Raw genomic sequence first — 17,556 nt, forward strand, 5'->3', positions numbered from 1 at the left:
GAATGAGTGTTTCATCATAGCGGCCTTTTGGGCCGCTATTTTTTTATCCCTCGTCGTACAATGACATTATCGCGACGTTTATAGTCCGGACGTCGATGACAACCCTTTCATATAGCGCCAGAATTTCTCGGAAGCCACATTCAGTCGTGCATCAAGGCGATAGAGATACACACCCATGCGGATCACGGCATTTTCCATGCTCAGGATCGTCAGCTCTTTATTTTTCAGCTCTTCCTGAATCGAATAGTCCGGCAGCCAGGCAATACCATACCCTTTCTTTGTCATACGTTTGAGCAGGTCGCTCATGGAAGAAACAAAATTGACGGTGAACTTATCGCTGTCGACGCTGGATAAGTAACGGCTGACCTGACGCCCCATATAGCTCGTCTCGGTATAGTTGAGCAACGGCACCGATGAGGCACTCACATCAAACAGCGGCTTCCCCGCACTGTCGCACGCGCAGACCGGATAAAGCCGAGATTCCAGTATCTTCTCGTGCATAAAGGGTTCACCCATCAGATCTTCATTGTAAAACGAGAAAATGAAGTCGCTACGCCCTTCTTTAAGATTCAGTACCGCTTCATCCACATCGATCGATTCGACATAGAAGATTTTTTCCTGCGGGTCCGGCACGTCTTTTAACAACTCCGGCATGATAAATACCGACAGCGAATGCGCTGCCGCAATGGTGATCTTATTCTTGTAATTATCCCCACCGTGCAGCTTATTGAGCTGATACTCCAAGTCGTCCAGCGTATTGCGGATATAGGCGTGGAACACGCGACCCTGTTCGGTTAATTGCAGCGGCAGCGCGCTACGGTCGAAAATATCAAACCCGACCGCCGCTTCCAGCGCCTGAATGCGCCGGCTAAATGAGGATTGAGAGATATTCCGCTTCTCGGCAGCCAGCGTAAAGCTCCGGTGCTCTTCCAACATGATAAAGTCATAGAGCCACTTGGTTTCGATATTGTTTAGCATCACCCCTCACTCAACACGCTCAGCGCCATGTTTTTTCCTATACCCGTGTTTTACATCGTCAACAAAGATACTTCCCACCGCGCACCGTTAAACCCAGTAAAAGCATAGAGATGCCAATAGTTATGCAAATCATACATAGCAGATGGGAATTTAGCAATTCACATTGCCCAGCAGTATGCGATTATCCTTTTAATTTCATAATGCTACAGGGTTAACAGCATGAACAGTCTCGTGGGAATTCTAGGTGGTATGGGGCCGGGCGCCACCGTCGATGCGATGCAAAAATTGATCAAAAACACGCCAGCGTATCGGGATCAAGACCACATTCCAATGATTGCGGTTTCTATTCCTGATATCCCAGACAGAACACAGTGCATTCTTCAGCACAGCGCTTCACCGCTGGGTAAAATGCTGCAATATATGAAAATTCTCGAAAATGCAGGCGCTGAGTGCATCATTATTCCGTGTAATACCGCACATTATTGGTTCAATGAACTAAAACAACAGTGCCGCGCGGAGATGATCAGCATTATTGATGTGACCTGTCAGGCAATTAGGAATGCCAATACCACACGAGTCGGCTTATTAGCAACGACAGCGACAGTGAAAGCGAGAATTTATCAGGACAACCTGACAAACGATAATATTGAGTGCTACACGCCGGATGATGCTGACCAACACCAGGTAATGGAAAGTATCTATGCCTATAAATCCGGTGATATTGCTGGAGCCTATAGCATGCTGTCGCCGGTAAAAGATCGCCTATTGCAGGCTGGCGTCGAGAAAATCATTTTAGGTTGCACCGAGCTTCCACTGATTCTAGAACAGGAAGTCAGAACGTCACCACAGCACTATGTCGATGCCACGGAAGAGTTAATCAAGAAAACGGTTGAGTGGTATTTCACCCACAACCAGAAAAATAATATCGCCGCTTAATTAGCCTTAGCTTTTATATTAAATAATTTAAATAAATATGCCACTCGACATTAACATGTTCGCCGAGTGGCATATTGCGACATACTCAATATTTAATGAGTTTCAATCCCTAATAAAATATTAAGCAGACAAGATCGTAATAAAAACGGTTAATAATTATGACGGAAATTTCAGCGCACTGCTTTGCGCCCCAGAATTAGAAACAACCCAGGATTTAGCCGCCGCGGTTGTCATCAAACTGTATGAATAGTTAGATGATGCCGTCCATTTAGCCGCCGGTGATTTGCTCGCCACCGCTGCCGGTGAACTACCATTATCCGTAAAGGTTGAACCATTGCCTTTATCATCAACCATGCCTTTCTTTTCAGCTCCGGTGCCAAATACGTTGCGTTCAGAAAGCACATTGGCATTCTGCGCAACCGTAAAGGCCAGATTGAATTTATTGACGTAGTTGTTGAATACGTGGAAATAACCATAACGCATCAGGCCTGGCGCACGAACCTGAATATTTTCGTAATAGTTGTGGCAGATGGTCAAACGTGGGTAGCCATTGTATGCACTATTATTATCATCTGCCGGATGGCCGAAAATACAGCCATATTTATGGTTTGAGAATAAGCAGTTACTGATCGTGACGTAATCCGCTTTCTCACCGATATAAATCAGTTTATCGAGACTGCCGTCGCTATCACTCCACGTATGCCCCGGCCATGAACAGTGGTCCACCCAATATCCCTTACCGTAGTTCAGATACAGCTGGATATCGTCATTGTCCTTGATAGAGACATCATGTTTAAAAACCAGATTCTGGAAAATAACGTTAGCTGAATTGCTCTCAGCGCGTAGGTGAATATTAGTCAGTACATTAGCCCCGCCGAAAGAACCGACAATGGTTTTATTGCTGCCAAATACGACCTTGGTCAAGGCTGATGCTTTTAGTGATGCTCCAAGCACCACGATGGTTTTTGTGGAACCGCTCACGGCAGACTTAAAATCGGCCAGAGAATTTACCGTAACAACTTTACCGCCCGACCCTCCGGTAACATTCGCTGCTTTTGCAAAACCGATAATCCCAGTAAGGTTTGTTGTTGGATAAGCCATAAATATCCCTCTTTACAATTAGTGAATAGTAGTGTCTTCCGATGCATTATTTAATCGATAATAAATAACACATCGCCGACAATTAAAGAGTGTATATAAGGGATTTCATTAAGCTTATTAATTGAGTTTAATAAAAAAACAACCTTGCGAATAATTCAACTATTAATTAATGCGCTGCCATCTTTTAGTAAAATGGCAGCACCAAAATGTATATTACCAGCCTTTCACTGCACCACCGTTAAAAATACGGTCAGCAGCCTGCTCAACTTCATCAGACTGATAGGATTTAATGAATTTCTTCACGTTCTCCGCCTCTTTATTATCCTCACGGGTCACAATGATATTCACATACGGTGATTCTTTACCTTCAATGAAAATACCGTCTTTGGTTGGTGTTAAGCCCGTTTGCTGAATATATGTCGTACTGATGATCGCCACCGTCACTTGCGGATCGTCTAACAAACGTGGCAACTGTGCACCTTCCACTTCCATAATACGCAGGTTGTGTGGATTGGTCGTGATATCCAGTACCGTCGGCAATAAACCCGTGTCCGGCTTCAGGGTAATTAATCCGGTTTTCTCCAGTAATAACAGCGCTCGCCCCAGATTAGTAGGATCGAAAGGAATCGCGATGGTATCGCCGTCTTTCAGATCGTTGATGTTTTTGATCTTCTTAGAATAGCCTGCCATCGGGAAAACGAAGGTGTTCCCTACCGCCACGAGTTTATAACCGTGTTCGCGATTTTGCTGTTCCAGGAAAGGACGATGTTGAAATACGTTCGCATCCAGATCGCTTTTATCCGTTGCCTCGTTCGGCAATAGCGAACCGCTAAACCCAACCAGCTCGACATCCAGATTATATTTCTCTTTTGCTACTTTCTTCGCGACGTCAGCGACATCCTGCTCAGCGCCGTTAATCACACCGACTTTAATATGATTGGCAGAGTTACCTGCGTTATCGCATGCGGTCAACGCCATTGCTGCTGTGGCCATTCCCGCCACCAGCGTTATACGCCATTTATTCATCATTCTGTTTCACCTGATACCTTAAATACATCGATTTCTAACTACACGGATTTAAAGAGAAAAACAGTATGTCTCTCGATAAAATGAGTCAAATAACTCCGCGTTCTATCAATATGCCTTTCATCATTCGATCAATAAATAGAATTGTATATACCCTAAATAATTCGAGTTGCGTGACAAAACGTTAGCGTTTTGAACAACGCAGAGCGTTGGCCCTTTAGGGCGAGGCTCATTTATAGCCTTGTAACGCGGCAACCGAGCGACAAATCGGTTTTAGACCGATTTGAACAGCGCTAACGCTGGCCCGAAGGGTGAGTCTCATTTATGAGACTCATTAATCCCCAGGAGCTTACACAAGTAAGTGACTGGGGTGAGTAAGAGCAGCCAACGCACAAGCAGCTTGAAGTATGACGGGTATATCTGTTAAGCCGATTCCATTTTAATTATCTACTATTGCTCGCCTCTGCATTCCCCCGCATTATGACACTTTGATGACTTTGGATTCACACGGCGAAACCATGATTAATGTGGCTTTGGTTGACGATCACATCGTTGTACGGTCTGGCTTTGCACAGCTTCTGACATTAGAGAATGACATTCAGGTAGTGGGACAATATGCCTCGGCGGCGCAAGCGTGGCCGCATTTGCTCAAACAGCCGATTGACGTTGCCGTGATTGATATCGCTATGCCGGATGAAAGCGGCCTGTCGTTATTAACCCGCCTACGTCAACAGCGCCCCAATTTTCGCGCCATTATTCTGAGCATCTATGACACCACTGCATTTGTACAAAGTGCGTTGGATGCAGGCGCGGGCGGCTACCTCACGAAGCGCTGCGGCCCAGAAGAGTTAGTGCAGGCAGTTCGCGTGGTCAGCAGCGGCGGCCTTTACCTCTGCGCCGACGCGCTGCACGCCATTCGTCATCAGCAGCAGCCACCGAAGGAGTTACTGACGCTGACTCCACGCGAGCGGGAAATATTCAGCCTGCTGGTCAACGGGATTAGCGTCAAAAGCATCGCTGAACAACTTGAGCTCAGCCATAAGACGGTTCATGTTCACCGCGCCAATATTCTCAGTAAATTACAGTGTGAATCCACGGTAGAACTGGTGCACTTTGCGCTGCAACACCAGTTGCTGGCCGGGAAATAGACCATGCGCCGCCTGCACGTCATCGGTATGACGCTGTTTCTGGCCTTTTTCTACAGCCTGATTTGGCTGGCGCTATGGACCATCAGTTTCTATCTGAGCAATAACGGCCAGCAGGCGACGCTGCTGTTACCGCAAGGGCTGCGGCTGGCGTTGATGATTTTGCTGCCGCGCAAATACTGGCCGACCTTGCTACTTTCGGAAATCGCTATCCAGAGTTGGCTTATCAGCGAGCAGTTGATGACGCGTTCGCTATTGCTGCTTTCCCCTTTTCTGAGCCTGATTCCCGCGGTCATCACGCATAAAATCTGGCATCGCTATACACTTTATTGGCAACGACTGCTGCTGTTACTGGCGGCGTTGACGCTTAACACCCTTCTTCACGGCATCGCCATCGGGCCCTGGTTACATTCGCAGTTAACACAAACGCTGCTGGCCACGTTTACCGGCGGCGTCCTGCTGATTCCGTTCATCTATCTGCTGTACGAATACATCAAGCAGCAGCATTTGCAGACCTTGCTGGCGCAGGAGATCCCCGATCCACCACTGCGTACTTCACTGCTGATTTGGTGCTCACTGTTTTTTTCTATCGGCGTTTGCCTGCAAATGGCGTTCACACCCGAGATGGAACGCCTGCTGCTGATCTTCGTTTTTCTGCCCAATGTGGTGATGGCGTATAAATTCGGCTGGCAAGGCGGCGTACTGTCCGCCGTACTCGGCAGCCTGATGATTGCCGTCACGCGCCAAGTGAGCGGAGCGTTTGATGACCTGCGCGAGCTGGAGCTGTTTCTCTCTACGCAGGCGCTGCTCGGCATTGGGTTGGGGATCGCCATCAGCCGTCAGCAACAGCTGGCACAGCGGCTCCAGCGCTATCGTCAGCAGTTGGAACAGGAGCTAAAAACCCGGCGGCGGCTGATGGAACGCATCATCCATACCGAAGAGGCCGTGCGCAAAGATATCGCGCGCGAGCTGCACGATGATATCGGCCAAAACATCACCGCGATTCAAATTCAGGCCATGCTGGTGAAACACAGTGCGCCTGCCGATGCGGCGCAACATGCCGCCGGACAAATCAGCGAGCTGTCGCGGCGAATCCACCACACCACACGCCAGCTGTTGCGCCAGCTGCACCCGCCAGTGCTGGATGAAATGGTGCTGGATAAAGCGCTGCATCATCTGGCAGATGAGTTCGCCTTTGCGGCTCGCGGCATCCAGTTTCAGTTGGATTATCAGCTCCCAACGCCCCCTCATGATGACGTAGTCATTTTCACGCTTTATCGGCTGGTGCAGGAACTGCTCAACAACATCAACAAACACGCCAGCGCCACACAGATTACCGTCCGTCTCAGACAGCAGGATGACCTGATTACGCTCGACGTCATTGATAACGGCGTAGGCATCGCACAAAAAGGCAGTACACATTCGACAGGCGGCGGCTTCGGCCTGCGGGGCATTGAAGAACGCGTGCAGGCACTGGGCGGAAACTGGCTGGTGAAAGCCGCCGTCAGCGGTGAACCCGCTGCGCCGCGTGGCACGCACATAATTGTTAACCTGCCCACAAAATTTAAACAAAAAGACGACTAGCTAGGAATTATTCCTAGCCATCTAAAACCTTGTCTCATCCTTTTTAATTCGCATCCCCCTACTCTTCTCTCAACGCGACGGAGAACCCCATGCAGGCACCCATGTTTCCCAAGGGACAGCTTTCACCAACACAAATCAGTCAGCGCTATCGCTACTGGCGACCGCGGTTGTTGATTTCCATGGTCATCGGGTACGCCACGTTTTACCTGACGCGTAAAAGCATCAACTTCGTCATGCCGGTGATGCAGTTGGAATTAGGGTTAAGCAAAGGCGATATCGGTTTGCTGGGGACGCTGTTTTACCTCTGTTATGGCGCATCCAAGTTTATTTCCGGCATCGTCTGCGATCGCACTCAGGTGCGCTGGTTTATGGGTGTCGGGCTGATGATTACCGGCGTGCTGAACATTCTGTTCATGTACTGCCAGTCGCTCACCGGTTTGTTGATTGTCTGGGCGCTGAACGGGTTCTTTCAGGGCTGGGGTTGGCCCCCTTGCGCCAGACTGCTGAGCAGTTGGTATTCGCGTAATGAGCGCGGCCTCTGGTGGGGATGTTGGAATACGTCGATCAACATTGGTGGTGCGGCGGTTCCCTTACTCGCGGGCTATCTGGCCTCCGAATGGGGCTGGCAAGCGGCGCTGCTGGTGCCGGGCATTATCGGGATTGTGATCGGGCTGTGGCTATGTTGGCAGCTGTGCGACAAACCGCAACAGCAAGGGTTGCCAAGCGTCGGTCAGTGGCGACGCGACGCGCTAGAGCTTCGTCAGGAGCAGCAGAGTCCGCCGATGCCGATGCGTCAGATTCTGCGCGATGCAATTTTGCGTAACCGTACCATTTGGCTGCTCGGGTTTTCCTACATTCTGGTGTACCTGATTCGCATCGCACTGAATGACTGGGGAAACATCTGGCTGTCGGAGAGCCACGGTTTCAACCTGCTCAGCGCGAACGCCACGCTGTCGCTGTTTGAACTGGGTGGATTACTGGGAGCGCTGTTTGCTGGTTGGGGTTCAGATCTGCTGTTCCGAGGTCAACGCGCACCGATGATTTTGCTGTTTGCACTCGGACTATTTTTAACCATGACCGCGCTGTGGCTGGCACCAATTCACCACTATTCACTGCTTGCAGCCTGTTTCTTCAGTATCGGTTTTTTTGTTTTTGGACCACAGATGTTGATCGGTCTGGCTGCGACGGAATACAGCCATAAGGATGCCGCAGGCACGGTGACAGGTTTTCTGGCGTTGTTTGCCTATCTGGGAGCGGCGCTGGCGGGCTGGCCGCTAGCACAGGTGCTGCAACACTATGGATGGTCGGGATTTTTTACTCTGCTGGCATTGGCCTCAGCCTGCATCGGACTGTTATTGATGCCGCTGCTGATGGCAGGTGTCAGCCGCCGGGAACGTTTGATGACATCAAAATATCAATAACAACAGATAACTATACCCTAAATAATTCGAGTTTCAGGACAAAACGTTAGCGTTTTGAACAACGCAAAGCGTTGGCCCGCCAAGGGCAAGGCTTATTTATAAGCCTTGTTACGCGGCAAGCGAAGGAATCCCGATGAGCTTACTCAAGTAAGTGATTCGGGTGAGTGAACGCAGCCAACGCACATGCAACTTGAAGTATGACGGGTATATACAAAGGAAAACATCATGAAACTGACTACCTTAACGACCCTCATCGCCGCTGGACTGACCGTTGCTGCCGTTACCACTACTACCGCTCGGGCTGAAGGTCGCCTGGTCATTTACTGTAGCGCCACCAACGCCTTCTGCGAGGAGGAAGCCAAGGCCTTTGGTGAAAAACACAACGTTAAAACCTCCTTTATCCGCAACGGTTCCGGCAGCACGCTGGCGAAAGTCGATGCTGAGAAGAAGAACCCACAGGCTGACGTCTGGTACGGCGGCACGCTGGATCCGCAGTCTCAAGCGGGCGAAATGGATCTGCTGGAACCCTATCAGTCTAAAAACCTTGATCAGATCATGCCGCAGTTCCGCGATCCCGCTAAACGTAAAGGAAACTACTCGTCTGCGGTTTACGTCGGCATTCTCGGCTTCGGTGTTAACACCGATCGCCTGAAAGAGAAAAATCTGCCAGTGCCACAGTGCTGGAAAGATCTGACCAACCCTATCTACAAAGGCGAAATTCAGATTGCTGACCCACAGAGTTCCGGTACGGCCTACACCGCACTGGCGACCTTCTCCCAGCTTTGGGGTCAGGATCAAGCCTTTGATTACCTGAAGAAATTGAACACCAACGTATCGCAATACACCAAATCCGGTATTGCCCCCGCACGCAACGCCGCGCGTGGCGAAACCGCTATCGGCATCGGTTTCCTGCACGACTACTCGCTGGAAAAAGAGAAAGGCGCACCACTGGCACTGATCTCCCCGTGTGAAGGCACCGGCTATGAAATTGGCGGCGTCAGCATCCTGAAAGGCGCGCGCAATATGGATAACGCCAAGCTGTTCGTTGACTGGGCGCTGTCAAAAGAAGCACAAGAACTCTCCTGGAAGAAAGGCCAGTCCTACCAGATTCTGACTAACACTACGGCCGAAGCGTCCCCGCTGTCGCTGAAGTTGCAGGACCTGAAACTGATCAACTACGACATGGACAAATACGGCGCGGCAGACGTGCGTAAAGAGCTGATTTCCAAGTGGGTTAACGAAGTCAAAATGGGCCAATAATCTCGATTGATTGCCTTTGATTGATCTTTGTTGATTGCAAAAAGAACGGGAGCACTGCGATACGCGCGTTTCGCTTAGCGCAGTGTTCTCAGCATCGCTGATTAACCATTACTCAATATTATTAACCAACCAATACCTGTGACGATTCAATCTCATAAAACAATTCGATAAAACTTGCACGCACCAGGGAACCATCATGTCACACACACTAACTCTCTCACCGACGCCTAAACGGGATCCCGTTTTCCTGTGGCTGGCGCTGATTGCAGCGACATTTTTGCTGCTACCAGCGTGGAGCCTGGATTATGGCCTGCTCGATGCCTCACGCGATGAACTGCTGGCGGCCTACAGCTGGTCGAGCCTGAATATCAGCCTGCTTTGGTTTCTGCTCCCGTTAGGATTACTGGCGCGTCCACTGCTTACGCCCAGCCGGGAACAGCGTGGTCGCCACCGTTTTGATGCGGCTTATGCGTTGTTCTGTGCCCTCTTTGTGGTCATCAGTGCGACCATTGAAGGCCGCGGCATGGGCTATGGCACCCTTGGGCTGTTTGTTGCGCTGAGTGCAATTATTACGCTGGCGCTCTCGCGGCTTGACTGGCTGGGTGGCGATCGCTTCGTCATCGGCTCACTTATCAGCATCATTGCGCTGATTAGCGTGTTTATTCTTTACCCAAGTATCGCCATCTTCATCCCGATGTTCACCAATGACAGCGGTGAATTCGCGCCGCTGTCGTTTATGCAGATTCTAAGTCAGGCCCACATTTTACGGGTGATCTGGAATTCATTCCTGCTGTCGGTTGCCGTCGGTATCGGCTGCACCTTCTTCGGTATGGTGCTAGCGATTTATACCTCGCGTATTGCACGACGTTCCGCAATTATCGGCCGCATTTTCTCCATCCTGCCTATCGTTACGCCACCGTTTGTCGTCGGGTTAGGCGTGACGCTGATGATGGGCCGCTCCGGTTATATCACCGAGCTGATGGTGACTTGGTTTGGTCTGACGAACACCAACTGGCTGTATGGTTTTACCGGCATCTGGCTGGCGCAGGTGCTCGCCTTCACGCCGATGTCGTTTATGATTCTCGAAGGCGCGATGAAGACGATTCATCCGTCGCTGGAAGAAGCATCGTATACGCTGCGAGCCAACCGCTATCAAACCTTTCAGCGGGTTTTCCTGCCCCTGCTGAAACCGGCACTGGCTAACTCGTTCCTGATCGTAATTGTCCAGTCGCTGGCCGATTTCAGTAACCCTCTGGTGCTAGGCGGTAACTTCGACGTACTCGCTACCCAGATTTACTTCTATATCACGGGTGCACAGTTGGATTACCAGTCAGCCAGTACGCTCGGCGTTGTCCTGCTGCTGTTCTCACTGGCCGTATTCTGCGTGCAATATCTGTGGATCGGTAAACGCTCCTACGTCACGATTTCTGGCAAATCCTCTCGGGGTGATGTGCAGCCGCTGCCCGTCTCGCTGGTGTGGATCGTCAGCATCCTGCTTTATGTTTGGATTGCCTTTAACGTCCTGCTGTACGGCAGCATTTTCTACGGCAGCTTTACCGTTAACTGGGGCGTGGACTACACCCTGACGCTGGCAAACTTCAGCAAGCTGTTCGGGCAAGGCTTTAGCGACGGCGCCTGGCCTTCCCTGCTGGATACACTGTTGTTCGCGGGTATCGCCGCACCGATTACGGCACTGTTCGGGTTGCTTATAGCCTACATCGTGGTGCGCCAGCAGTTCTACGGCAAGAAGGCTATCGAGTTCACCACCATGCTGTGCTTTGCGGTGCCGGGCACCGTTGCCGGTGTGTCTTACATCCTGGCCTTTAACAGCGCGCCGGTTTACTTAACAGGAACCGCGGTGATCGTCATCATGTCGATGGTCATGCGTAACGTGCCAGTTGGTATTCGCGCCGGTATCGCTGGGCTGGGGCAGTTGGATAAATCACTGGACGAAGCGTCACTCAGCCTGAGGGCGGGTTCGATGCGCACGGTGTTTTATATTCTGCTACCGCTGCTACGTCCGGCCATTCTGTCCGCACTGATTTACAGCTTCGTACGTGCGATTACCACCGTCAGCGCCATTATCTTTCTGGTTACACCGGATACTCGCGTCGCCACGTCTTACATTCTTAACCGCGTGGAAGACGGTGAATACGGTATGGCGATTGCCTACGGTTCCATCCTGATTGTGGTCATGCTGGCCATTATTTTCCTGTTCGATTATCTGGTCGGTGAAGCGCGGATTTCCCGCACGAAAGCCAAGAATAATGCCTAAGCGGAGTGATTACCTTGAATACTGAAAAAAGCTTTGTCGAACTGAAGCACATCACTAAACGTTTCGGCAACAACACCGTCATTGATGATTTGAATCTGGCTATCCCACAGGGAAAAATGGTCACGCTGCTAGGGCCATCAGGCTGCGGTAAAACCACGGTACTCCGAGCGGTTGCCGGATTGGAAAAACCGACAGAAGGCCAAATTTTCATCGACGGCGAAGACGTCACCGAGCGCTCGATTCAACAGCGTGATATCTGTATGGTGTTCCAGTCTTACGCCCTCTTCCCGCATATGTCGCTGGGCGAAAACATCGGCTACGGGCTAAAAATGCTCGGCCGACCAAAGGCTGAAATCAATCAACGCGTGAAAGAAGCGCTAGCGCTGGTCGATCTGGAAGGGTTCGAAGATCGCTACGTCGACCAGATTTCCGGTGGACAACAACAGCGTGTTGCTCTGGCGCGTGCACTGATCCTCAAACCTAAAGTACTGCTGTTCGATGAGCCACTGAGTAACCTTGACGCCAACCTGCGCCGCAGTATGCGTGAGAAAATCCGTGAGCTTCAGCAGCAGTTCAACATCACCTCGCTGTATGTTACGCACGATCAGAGCGAAGCCTTTGCGGTGTCCGACATGGTTCTGGTGATGAACAAAGGCAAAATCATGCAGTTGGGTGCACCGCAGGAACTCTATCGCCAGCCCGCTTCACGCTTCATGGCCAGCTTTATGGGGGACGCTAATATCTTCCCTGCCACCTTCACGGCAGACAGCGTAAATATCTATGGCTACCTCATTCCGCGTCCACAGGGGTTTGCTGCCGGATTAAGTGAATCGACTGTCGGTATTCGCCCTGAAGCCATTACGCTCAGTCATCAGGGTGACGAAAGCCAGCGCTGCACCATCACGCAGGTCGCCTATATGGGGCCGCAGTATGAAGTGCAGGTGGACTGGCACGGCCAATCGATGCTGTTGCAGGTTAACGCCACTCAGCTTCAGCCGAATCCGGGCGACAGTTACTATCTGCAAATTCACCCTTACGGCATGTTTGTCCTGTCCGAACAGTAAATATCGGATACCCATCCATCACTCACTGGGAGCATTTGCTCCCAGTGTTACTTTTGACACGCCAGCTCTGGCACACGTTCATGTTAACCCGCTTCAATTACGCCAGAACACATACACCTGTTACGGATTCCCCACGCGATTTGCTATGATAATGCCCTTTCACGCACGGAATAGTCGCTATGAAACAGAAACCCATCACATTAAACGATGTCGCCGAGTACGCAGGGGTTTCCTATCAGACGGTTTCTCGAGTGCTGAATCAAGCGCCTCACGTTTCATCTCGTACTCGCAGTAAAGTGGAACAGGCGATGGCGGCGCTGAATTACACGCCTAACCGCGTCGCACAACAGCTAGCAGGGAAAACCATCACCACGCTGGGGCTGGTAACCACCGATCTTTCACTGCACGCTCCTTCACAAATTGCCGCCGCGATTAAGAGCACCGCCAACCAGTTGGGGATCAACATCGTGATGTCCATGCTGAGCAGCTCGGATGTCAACACCTGCAATAACGCCGTTAACGATCTGCTTTCTCAGCGGGTCAGTGGCGTCATCGTGAATGTTCCGCTATCAACGGATGAAGTCGCCCACATTAGCCAAACCTGTGCTGATACGCCCGTGCTGTTTATGGATGCCGATCCCCATACCGACATACTCAATTTCATGTTCGATCCTGACCACGGCGCGCGGTTGGCTATCTCGCATCTGGTGGAACTGGGGCATCAACATATCGCTCTGTTGACTGGGCCAATGACCTCGATTTCCGCACGCCTACGTTATGAAGGCTGGATAGCCGAGCTGGAAAAACAGCAATTATCCCCCGCTTCTGTATTGCACGGTGACTGGAGCGCCGCTTCTGGTTATCACCAAACACTGGCTCTGCTGGGACAATCCCTGCGTGTGTCCGCCATTGTTGTCGCGAACGATCAAATGGCGCTTGGCGTTCTACGCGCGCTGCACGAATATGGCCTGCGTGTGCCGGAACAGATGTCGGTGATCGGGTTTGACGATACTCAGGACAGCGCTTATTACACCCCGCCACTGACGACCATTCGCCAGGATTTCAGGCTATTAGGTAAAGAAGGCGTCACCCGTTTGCTCGCTACGCTGGGCGATCCTACCCAAACTACTTCACTACTGTTACCCACCGAACTGATCGTACGCCATAGCACCGCCATCCATTCATCAACCCATGCCTCTCTGCAAGAACTCACCAAAAATCTGTTGGACATTACACGCCAGCTCCAGCGTTTGTAACCCGTTACACAACAACACCGTTATCACCACAGCGGCCAAACCATAACAAAATAATCTTATAAACAACAAGTTACCATTTCATCTTTGTTGATTTATTGCGCACCGCTTTCCAAATTCGATGTTATCTCATTTGTTTTGCAAACGATCTTTGTGATCGCTTCCACTTTATTGCCACATTCCTCTTTACTCACTTTGGCCAGTCGATATGTTATGGAAAATATAAATTGTGAGCGGATAACAATTTAAATCATCCAACCACAATGACAGGTTCAAGACGTTCAGGAGTAAAGCCATCATGAGCGATACCGTTCTACCGAATCCAACACGCCATCACGCCACGCTGCGAGAAATTCTTGCTCGACGTGATTGGGAAAATCCAGCTTGTACCAACTATCAAAGGCTCCCTGCTCATCCTCCATTCAACAGTTGGCGAAGCGTGGCTGCCGCGCATCAAGATGAGCCGTCTCAGCGTCTTCGCCGCTTGAATGGCGAGTGGATGTTTAGTTATTTCACTCGCCCCGAAGCCGTACCGGAAAGCTGGCTACAGCAAAATTTACCTGATTCTGCTGCCATTCCGGTTCCTTCCAATTGGCAGTTACAGGGCTATGACACACCGATTTACACCAACGTAAAATACCCGATCCCCGTTAACCCACCCTATGTTCCAGAAGATAATCCCACCGGTTGTTACTCGCTCACTTTTAAAGTCAATCATGACTGGCTCAGCAGCGGACAAACGCGGATTATTTTTGATGGCGTCAACTCCGCGTTTTACCTCTGGTGTAACGGTCACTGGGTCGGCTATTCGCAGGATAGTCGTCTACCGGCGGAGTTTGATATTGGTCGCTATCTGACAGCAGGAGAGAACCGGCTGGCGGTGATGGTGTTACGCTGGTCTGACGGAAGTTATCTGGAAGATCAGGATATGTGGCGTATGAGCGGTATCTTCCGCGACGTCACACTTCTACATAAATCGACGGTTCATCTTAGCGATGTTCAACTCACTACGCCGCTCAGCACCGATTTCCGCCATGGCACACTGGATGTTCAGGTAAAGGCAACACTCTCCGAGTCTGAAGCCAAAAACCATCGCATACATGCACAACTCTGGCGCGGTAATAACCTCATTGGCGAGACACGACAGGCGTTCGGTGGCGACATTGTGGATGAACGTGGCACCTACCATGACAGGGCCTCCCTTCGTCTTGATGTGCCGCGGCCCGATCTGTGGAGCGCCGAGCTGCCGCATCTGTATCGTGCCGTCATCGCACTGGAAACAGCGGAAGGCGAACTGCTCGAAGCGGAAGCCTATGATGTCGGCTTCAGAAAAGTTGAAATTAGCAACGGCCTGCTGCTGCTAAATGGCAAACCGCTGCTAATCCGCGGCGTTAACCGCCATGAGCATCACCCGCAAAACGGTCAGGTGATGGATGAAGACACGATGCGGCGCGATATTATGCTGATGAAGCAGCATAATTTTAACGCGGTGCGCTGCTCCCATTACCCCAACCATCCGCTGTGGTATCGGCTGTGCGATCGCTATGGCCTGTATGTGGTGGATGAAGCGAACATTGAGACGCACGGTATGCAGCCGATGAATCGGCTGTCAGACGATCCCATGTGGCTGCCAGCCTACAGCGAACGCGTATCAAGGATGGTGCAGCGCGATCGAAATCACCCTTGCATCATTATCTGGTCATTGGGGAACGAATCCGGTTACGGCGCAAACCATGATGCACTTTACCAGTGGATCAAACGCAACGACCCCACCCGCCCCGTGCATTACGAAGGCGGCGGTGCGAATAGTCGTGCGACCGACATTATGTGCCCAATGTACGCCCGTGTTGATGAAGATCAGCCCTTCCCCAGCGTACCCAAATGGTCGATCACAAAATGGATCAGCATGCCGGGCGAACATCGGCCACTCATCCTCTGTGAGTACTCGCACGCGATGGGCAACAGTTTGGGGGGATTCGCCCGCTACTGGAAAGCATTCCGGCAATATCCTCGGTTACAGGGTGGATTCATCTGGGATTGGGTCGATCAGGCATTGATCCACCATGATGAACAAGGCAATGCCTACTGGGCGTACGGCGGAGATTTTGGCGACATGCCGAACGATCGCCAGTTCTGTCTGGACGGCCTACTTTTCCCCGATCGCACTCCACATCCCAGCCTGTATGAAGCGCAACGCGCACAGCAGCATATTCAATTCGTCTGGCAGGCTGAATCCCCCTGTGAATTACGCGTTACCAGTGAATACCTGTTCCGTCATACGGACAACGAGCAGTTGAATTGGCACATTACACTAGACGATAAGATCCTAGCAGAAGGTTTACTGCCGCTGAGGCTCGCCCCGCAAGCTACTCAAACACTAACGCTACTGGAGTCACTTCCCACCATCGATCGCACAGGGGAGCTTTGGCTCAATGTTGAAGTCGTGCAACCCAGAGAAACCGCCTGGTCGGAAGCAAACCACCGCAGTGCCTGGGATCAGTGGCAACTCCCTACACCGCTTCATATGCCCGAGGCATCATGCTCTGGGCAGAAAAAACCACCAGTCCTGCAAACATCAGATACCTATTTTGACGTTGTTCAGGGCGAACAACATTGGCGATTTAACCGCCAGAGCGGTTGGCTAGAGCAGTGGTGGACAACTGGTACTCCAGCACTGTTGACTCCCTTGCAGGATCAATTCGTTCGGGCTCCACTGGATAACGACATCGGTATCAGTGAGGTTGACCGCATCGATCCACGCGCCTGGGCCGAACGCTGGAAATCGGCAGGGCTTTATCAATTGCAGACGCAGTGTGTCGCGATTCAGGCAGACCAGCTCACCGATGCCGTCCACATTGTCACCGATCATGTATTCCGCCATGCGGGGCAGATTCTGCTACGGAGTAAAAAACACTGGCAGATTGATACTGGTGGCGTGATGACCGTCGATGTCGACGTTGATGTCAGTACGGTACTTCCGTCGCTGGCCAGAGTCGGCTTGAGCTGCCAATTAGCTGACGTCGAGCCTCAGGTCAGTTGGGTCGGGCTTGGACCACACGAAAATTATCCCGACCGACAGCTTGCGGCACAGCATGGGCATTGGAATCTGCCGTTGGATGACCTTCACACTCCCTACATTTTCCCATCGGAGAACGGGTTGCGCTGCAACACGCGTTCACTGACATATGGTAAATGGGCTATCACCGGAAATTTCCACTTCGGGCTAAGCCGCTACGGGCTAACACAGTTGATGACGTGTACCCACCATCATTTATTAGAAAAGGAAAAAGGCGTTTGGCTCAATCTGGATGGCTTCCATATGGGAATTGGTGGTGATGACTCCTGGAGCCCCAGCGTTCATTGTGATGATTTACTCACGGCAACGCATTATCACTATCGAGTCACTATTCAACACCACTAACCCTATTGATATGAAAAAACAGTATTAAAAAACAACGAAAGAGCGCGGGTGTACCGCGGTTTTCCATCTCAGTTGTATCCAGCAAGTATATA

General features: G+C 51.0%; 12 protein-coding genes. 9 read left to right on the forward strand and 3 right to left on the reverse strand.

The genetic code is table 11. The features are described from left to right. Window positions 1-78 precede the first annotated feature (78 nt). The gene (gene hypT / locus A0G03_RS17565) at window positions 79-978 is read right to left on the reverse strand and encodes a hypochlorite stress DNA-binding transcriptional regulator HypT (protein WP_048259433.1); all 900 of its coding nucleotides are present in this window, start codon (window positions 976-978) and stop codon (window positions 79-81) included. A gap of 219 nt (window positions 979-1,197) precedes the next feature. Between hypT and cuyB the strand changes: the two genes are divergently transcribed. Then, on the forward strand, window positions 1,198-1,914 hold the full coding sequence (cuyB, locus tag A0G03_RS17570; protein ID WP_048259432.1) for a cysteate racemase: 717 nt from the start codon (window positions 1,198-1,200) through the stop codon (window positions 1,912-1,914). A 156-nt stretch (window positions 1,915-2,070) separates the two neighbouring features. Here the strand turns inward: cuyB and A0G03_RS17575 are convergent, their stop codons facing one another. Both A0G03_RS17575 and A0G03_RS17580 read right to left on the reverse strand, forming a co-directional pair. Further along, window positions 2,071-3,015 carry a polysaccharide lyase gene (locus A0G03_RS17575; RefSeq protein WP_048259431.1) on the reverse strand — a complete coding sequence of 315 codons (945 nt, stop codon included), beginning with the start codon at window positions 3,013-3,015 and terminating at the stop codon, window positions 2,071-2,073. Between the two features lie 213 nt (window positions 3,016-3,228). Further along, a complete protein-coding gene (locus tag A0G03_RS17580) occupies window positions 3,229-4,044 on the reverse strand; it encodes a MetQ/NlpA family lipoprotein (RefSeq protein ID WP_048259430.1) in 816 nt (271 codons plus the stop codon). A 515-nt stretch (window positions 4,045-4,559) separates the two neighbouring features. Between A0G03_RS17580 and A0G03_RS17585 the strand changes: the two genes are divergently transcribed. From A0G03_RS17585 to A0G03_RS17620, 8 genes are all read left to right on the forward strand, one after another. After that, window positions 4,560-5,189 (forward strand): response regulator transcription factor, encoded by a 630-nt coding sequence (locus A0G03_RS17585; RefSeq protein ID WP_048259466.1) that lies wholly within the window; start codon window positions 4,560-4,562, stop codon window positions 5,187-5,189. 3 nt (window positions 5,190-5,192) lie between these two features. Beyond that, the gene (locus tag A0G03_RS17590) at window positions 5,193-6,770 is read left to right on the forward strand and encodes an MASE1 domain-containing sensor histidine kinase (RefSeq protein WP_048259429.1); all 1,578 of its coding nucleotides are present in this window, start codon (window positions 5,193-5,195) and stop codon (window positions 6,768-6,770) included. Between the two features lie 89 nt (window positions 6,771-6,859). Further along, the gene (uhpC, locus tag A0G03_RS17595; RefSeq protein ID WP_048259428.1) at window positions 6,860-8,191 is read left to right on the forward strand and encodes an MFS transporter family glucose-6-phosphate receptor UhpC; all 1,332 of its coding nucleotides are present in this window, start codon (window positions 6,860-6,862) and stop codon (window positions 8,189-8,191) included. A gap of 225 nt (window positions 8,192-8,416) precedes the next feature. Further along, the gene (locus A0G03_RS17600; protein WP_011093077.1) at window positions 8,417-9,451 is read left to right on the forward strand and encodes an ABC transporter substrate-binding protein; all 1,035 of its coding nucleotides are present in this window, start codon (window positions 8,417-8,419) and stop codon (window positions 9,449-9,451) included. A gap of 196 nt (window positions 9,452-9,647) precedes the next feature. Further along, window positions 9,648-11,726, forward strand: a complete 2,079-nt coding sequence (locus A0G03_RS17605) for an ABC transporter permease (protein WP_048259427.1) — start codon at window positions 9,648-9,650, stop codon at window positions 11,724-11,726. Between the two features lie 5 nt (window positions 11,727-11,731). Further along, entirely contained in the window at window positions 11,732-12,790 is a 1,059-nt protein-coding gene (fbpC, locus tag A0G03_RS17610) for a ferric ABC transporter ATP-binding protein (RefSeq protein ID WP_189315252.1), read from the forward strand. A gap of 179 nt (window positions 12,791-12,969) precedes the next feature. Beyond that, window positions 12,970-14,046 carry a LacI family DNA-binding transcriptional regulator gene (locus tag A0G03_RS17615; RefSeq protein ID WP_048259425.1) on the forward strand — a complete coding sequence of 359 codons (1,077 nt, stop codon included), beginning with the start codon at window positions 12,970-12,972 and terminating at the stop codon, window positions 14,044-14,046. A gap of 295 nt (window positions 14,047-14,341) precedes the next feature. Continuing rightward, entirely contained in the window at window positions 14,342-17,464 is a 3,123-nt protein-coding gene (locus tag A0G03_RS17620; RefSeq protein ID WP_048259424.1) for a beta-galactosidase, read from the forward strand. Window positions 17,465-17,556: the final 92 nt, after the last annotated feature.

This window comes from Pectobacterium peruviense, assembly GCF_002847345.1.
Taxonomy (GTDB): domain Bacteria; phylum Pseudomonadota; class Gammaproteobacteria; order Enterobacterales; family Enterobacteriaceae; genus Pectobacterium; species Pectobacterium peruviense.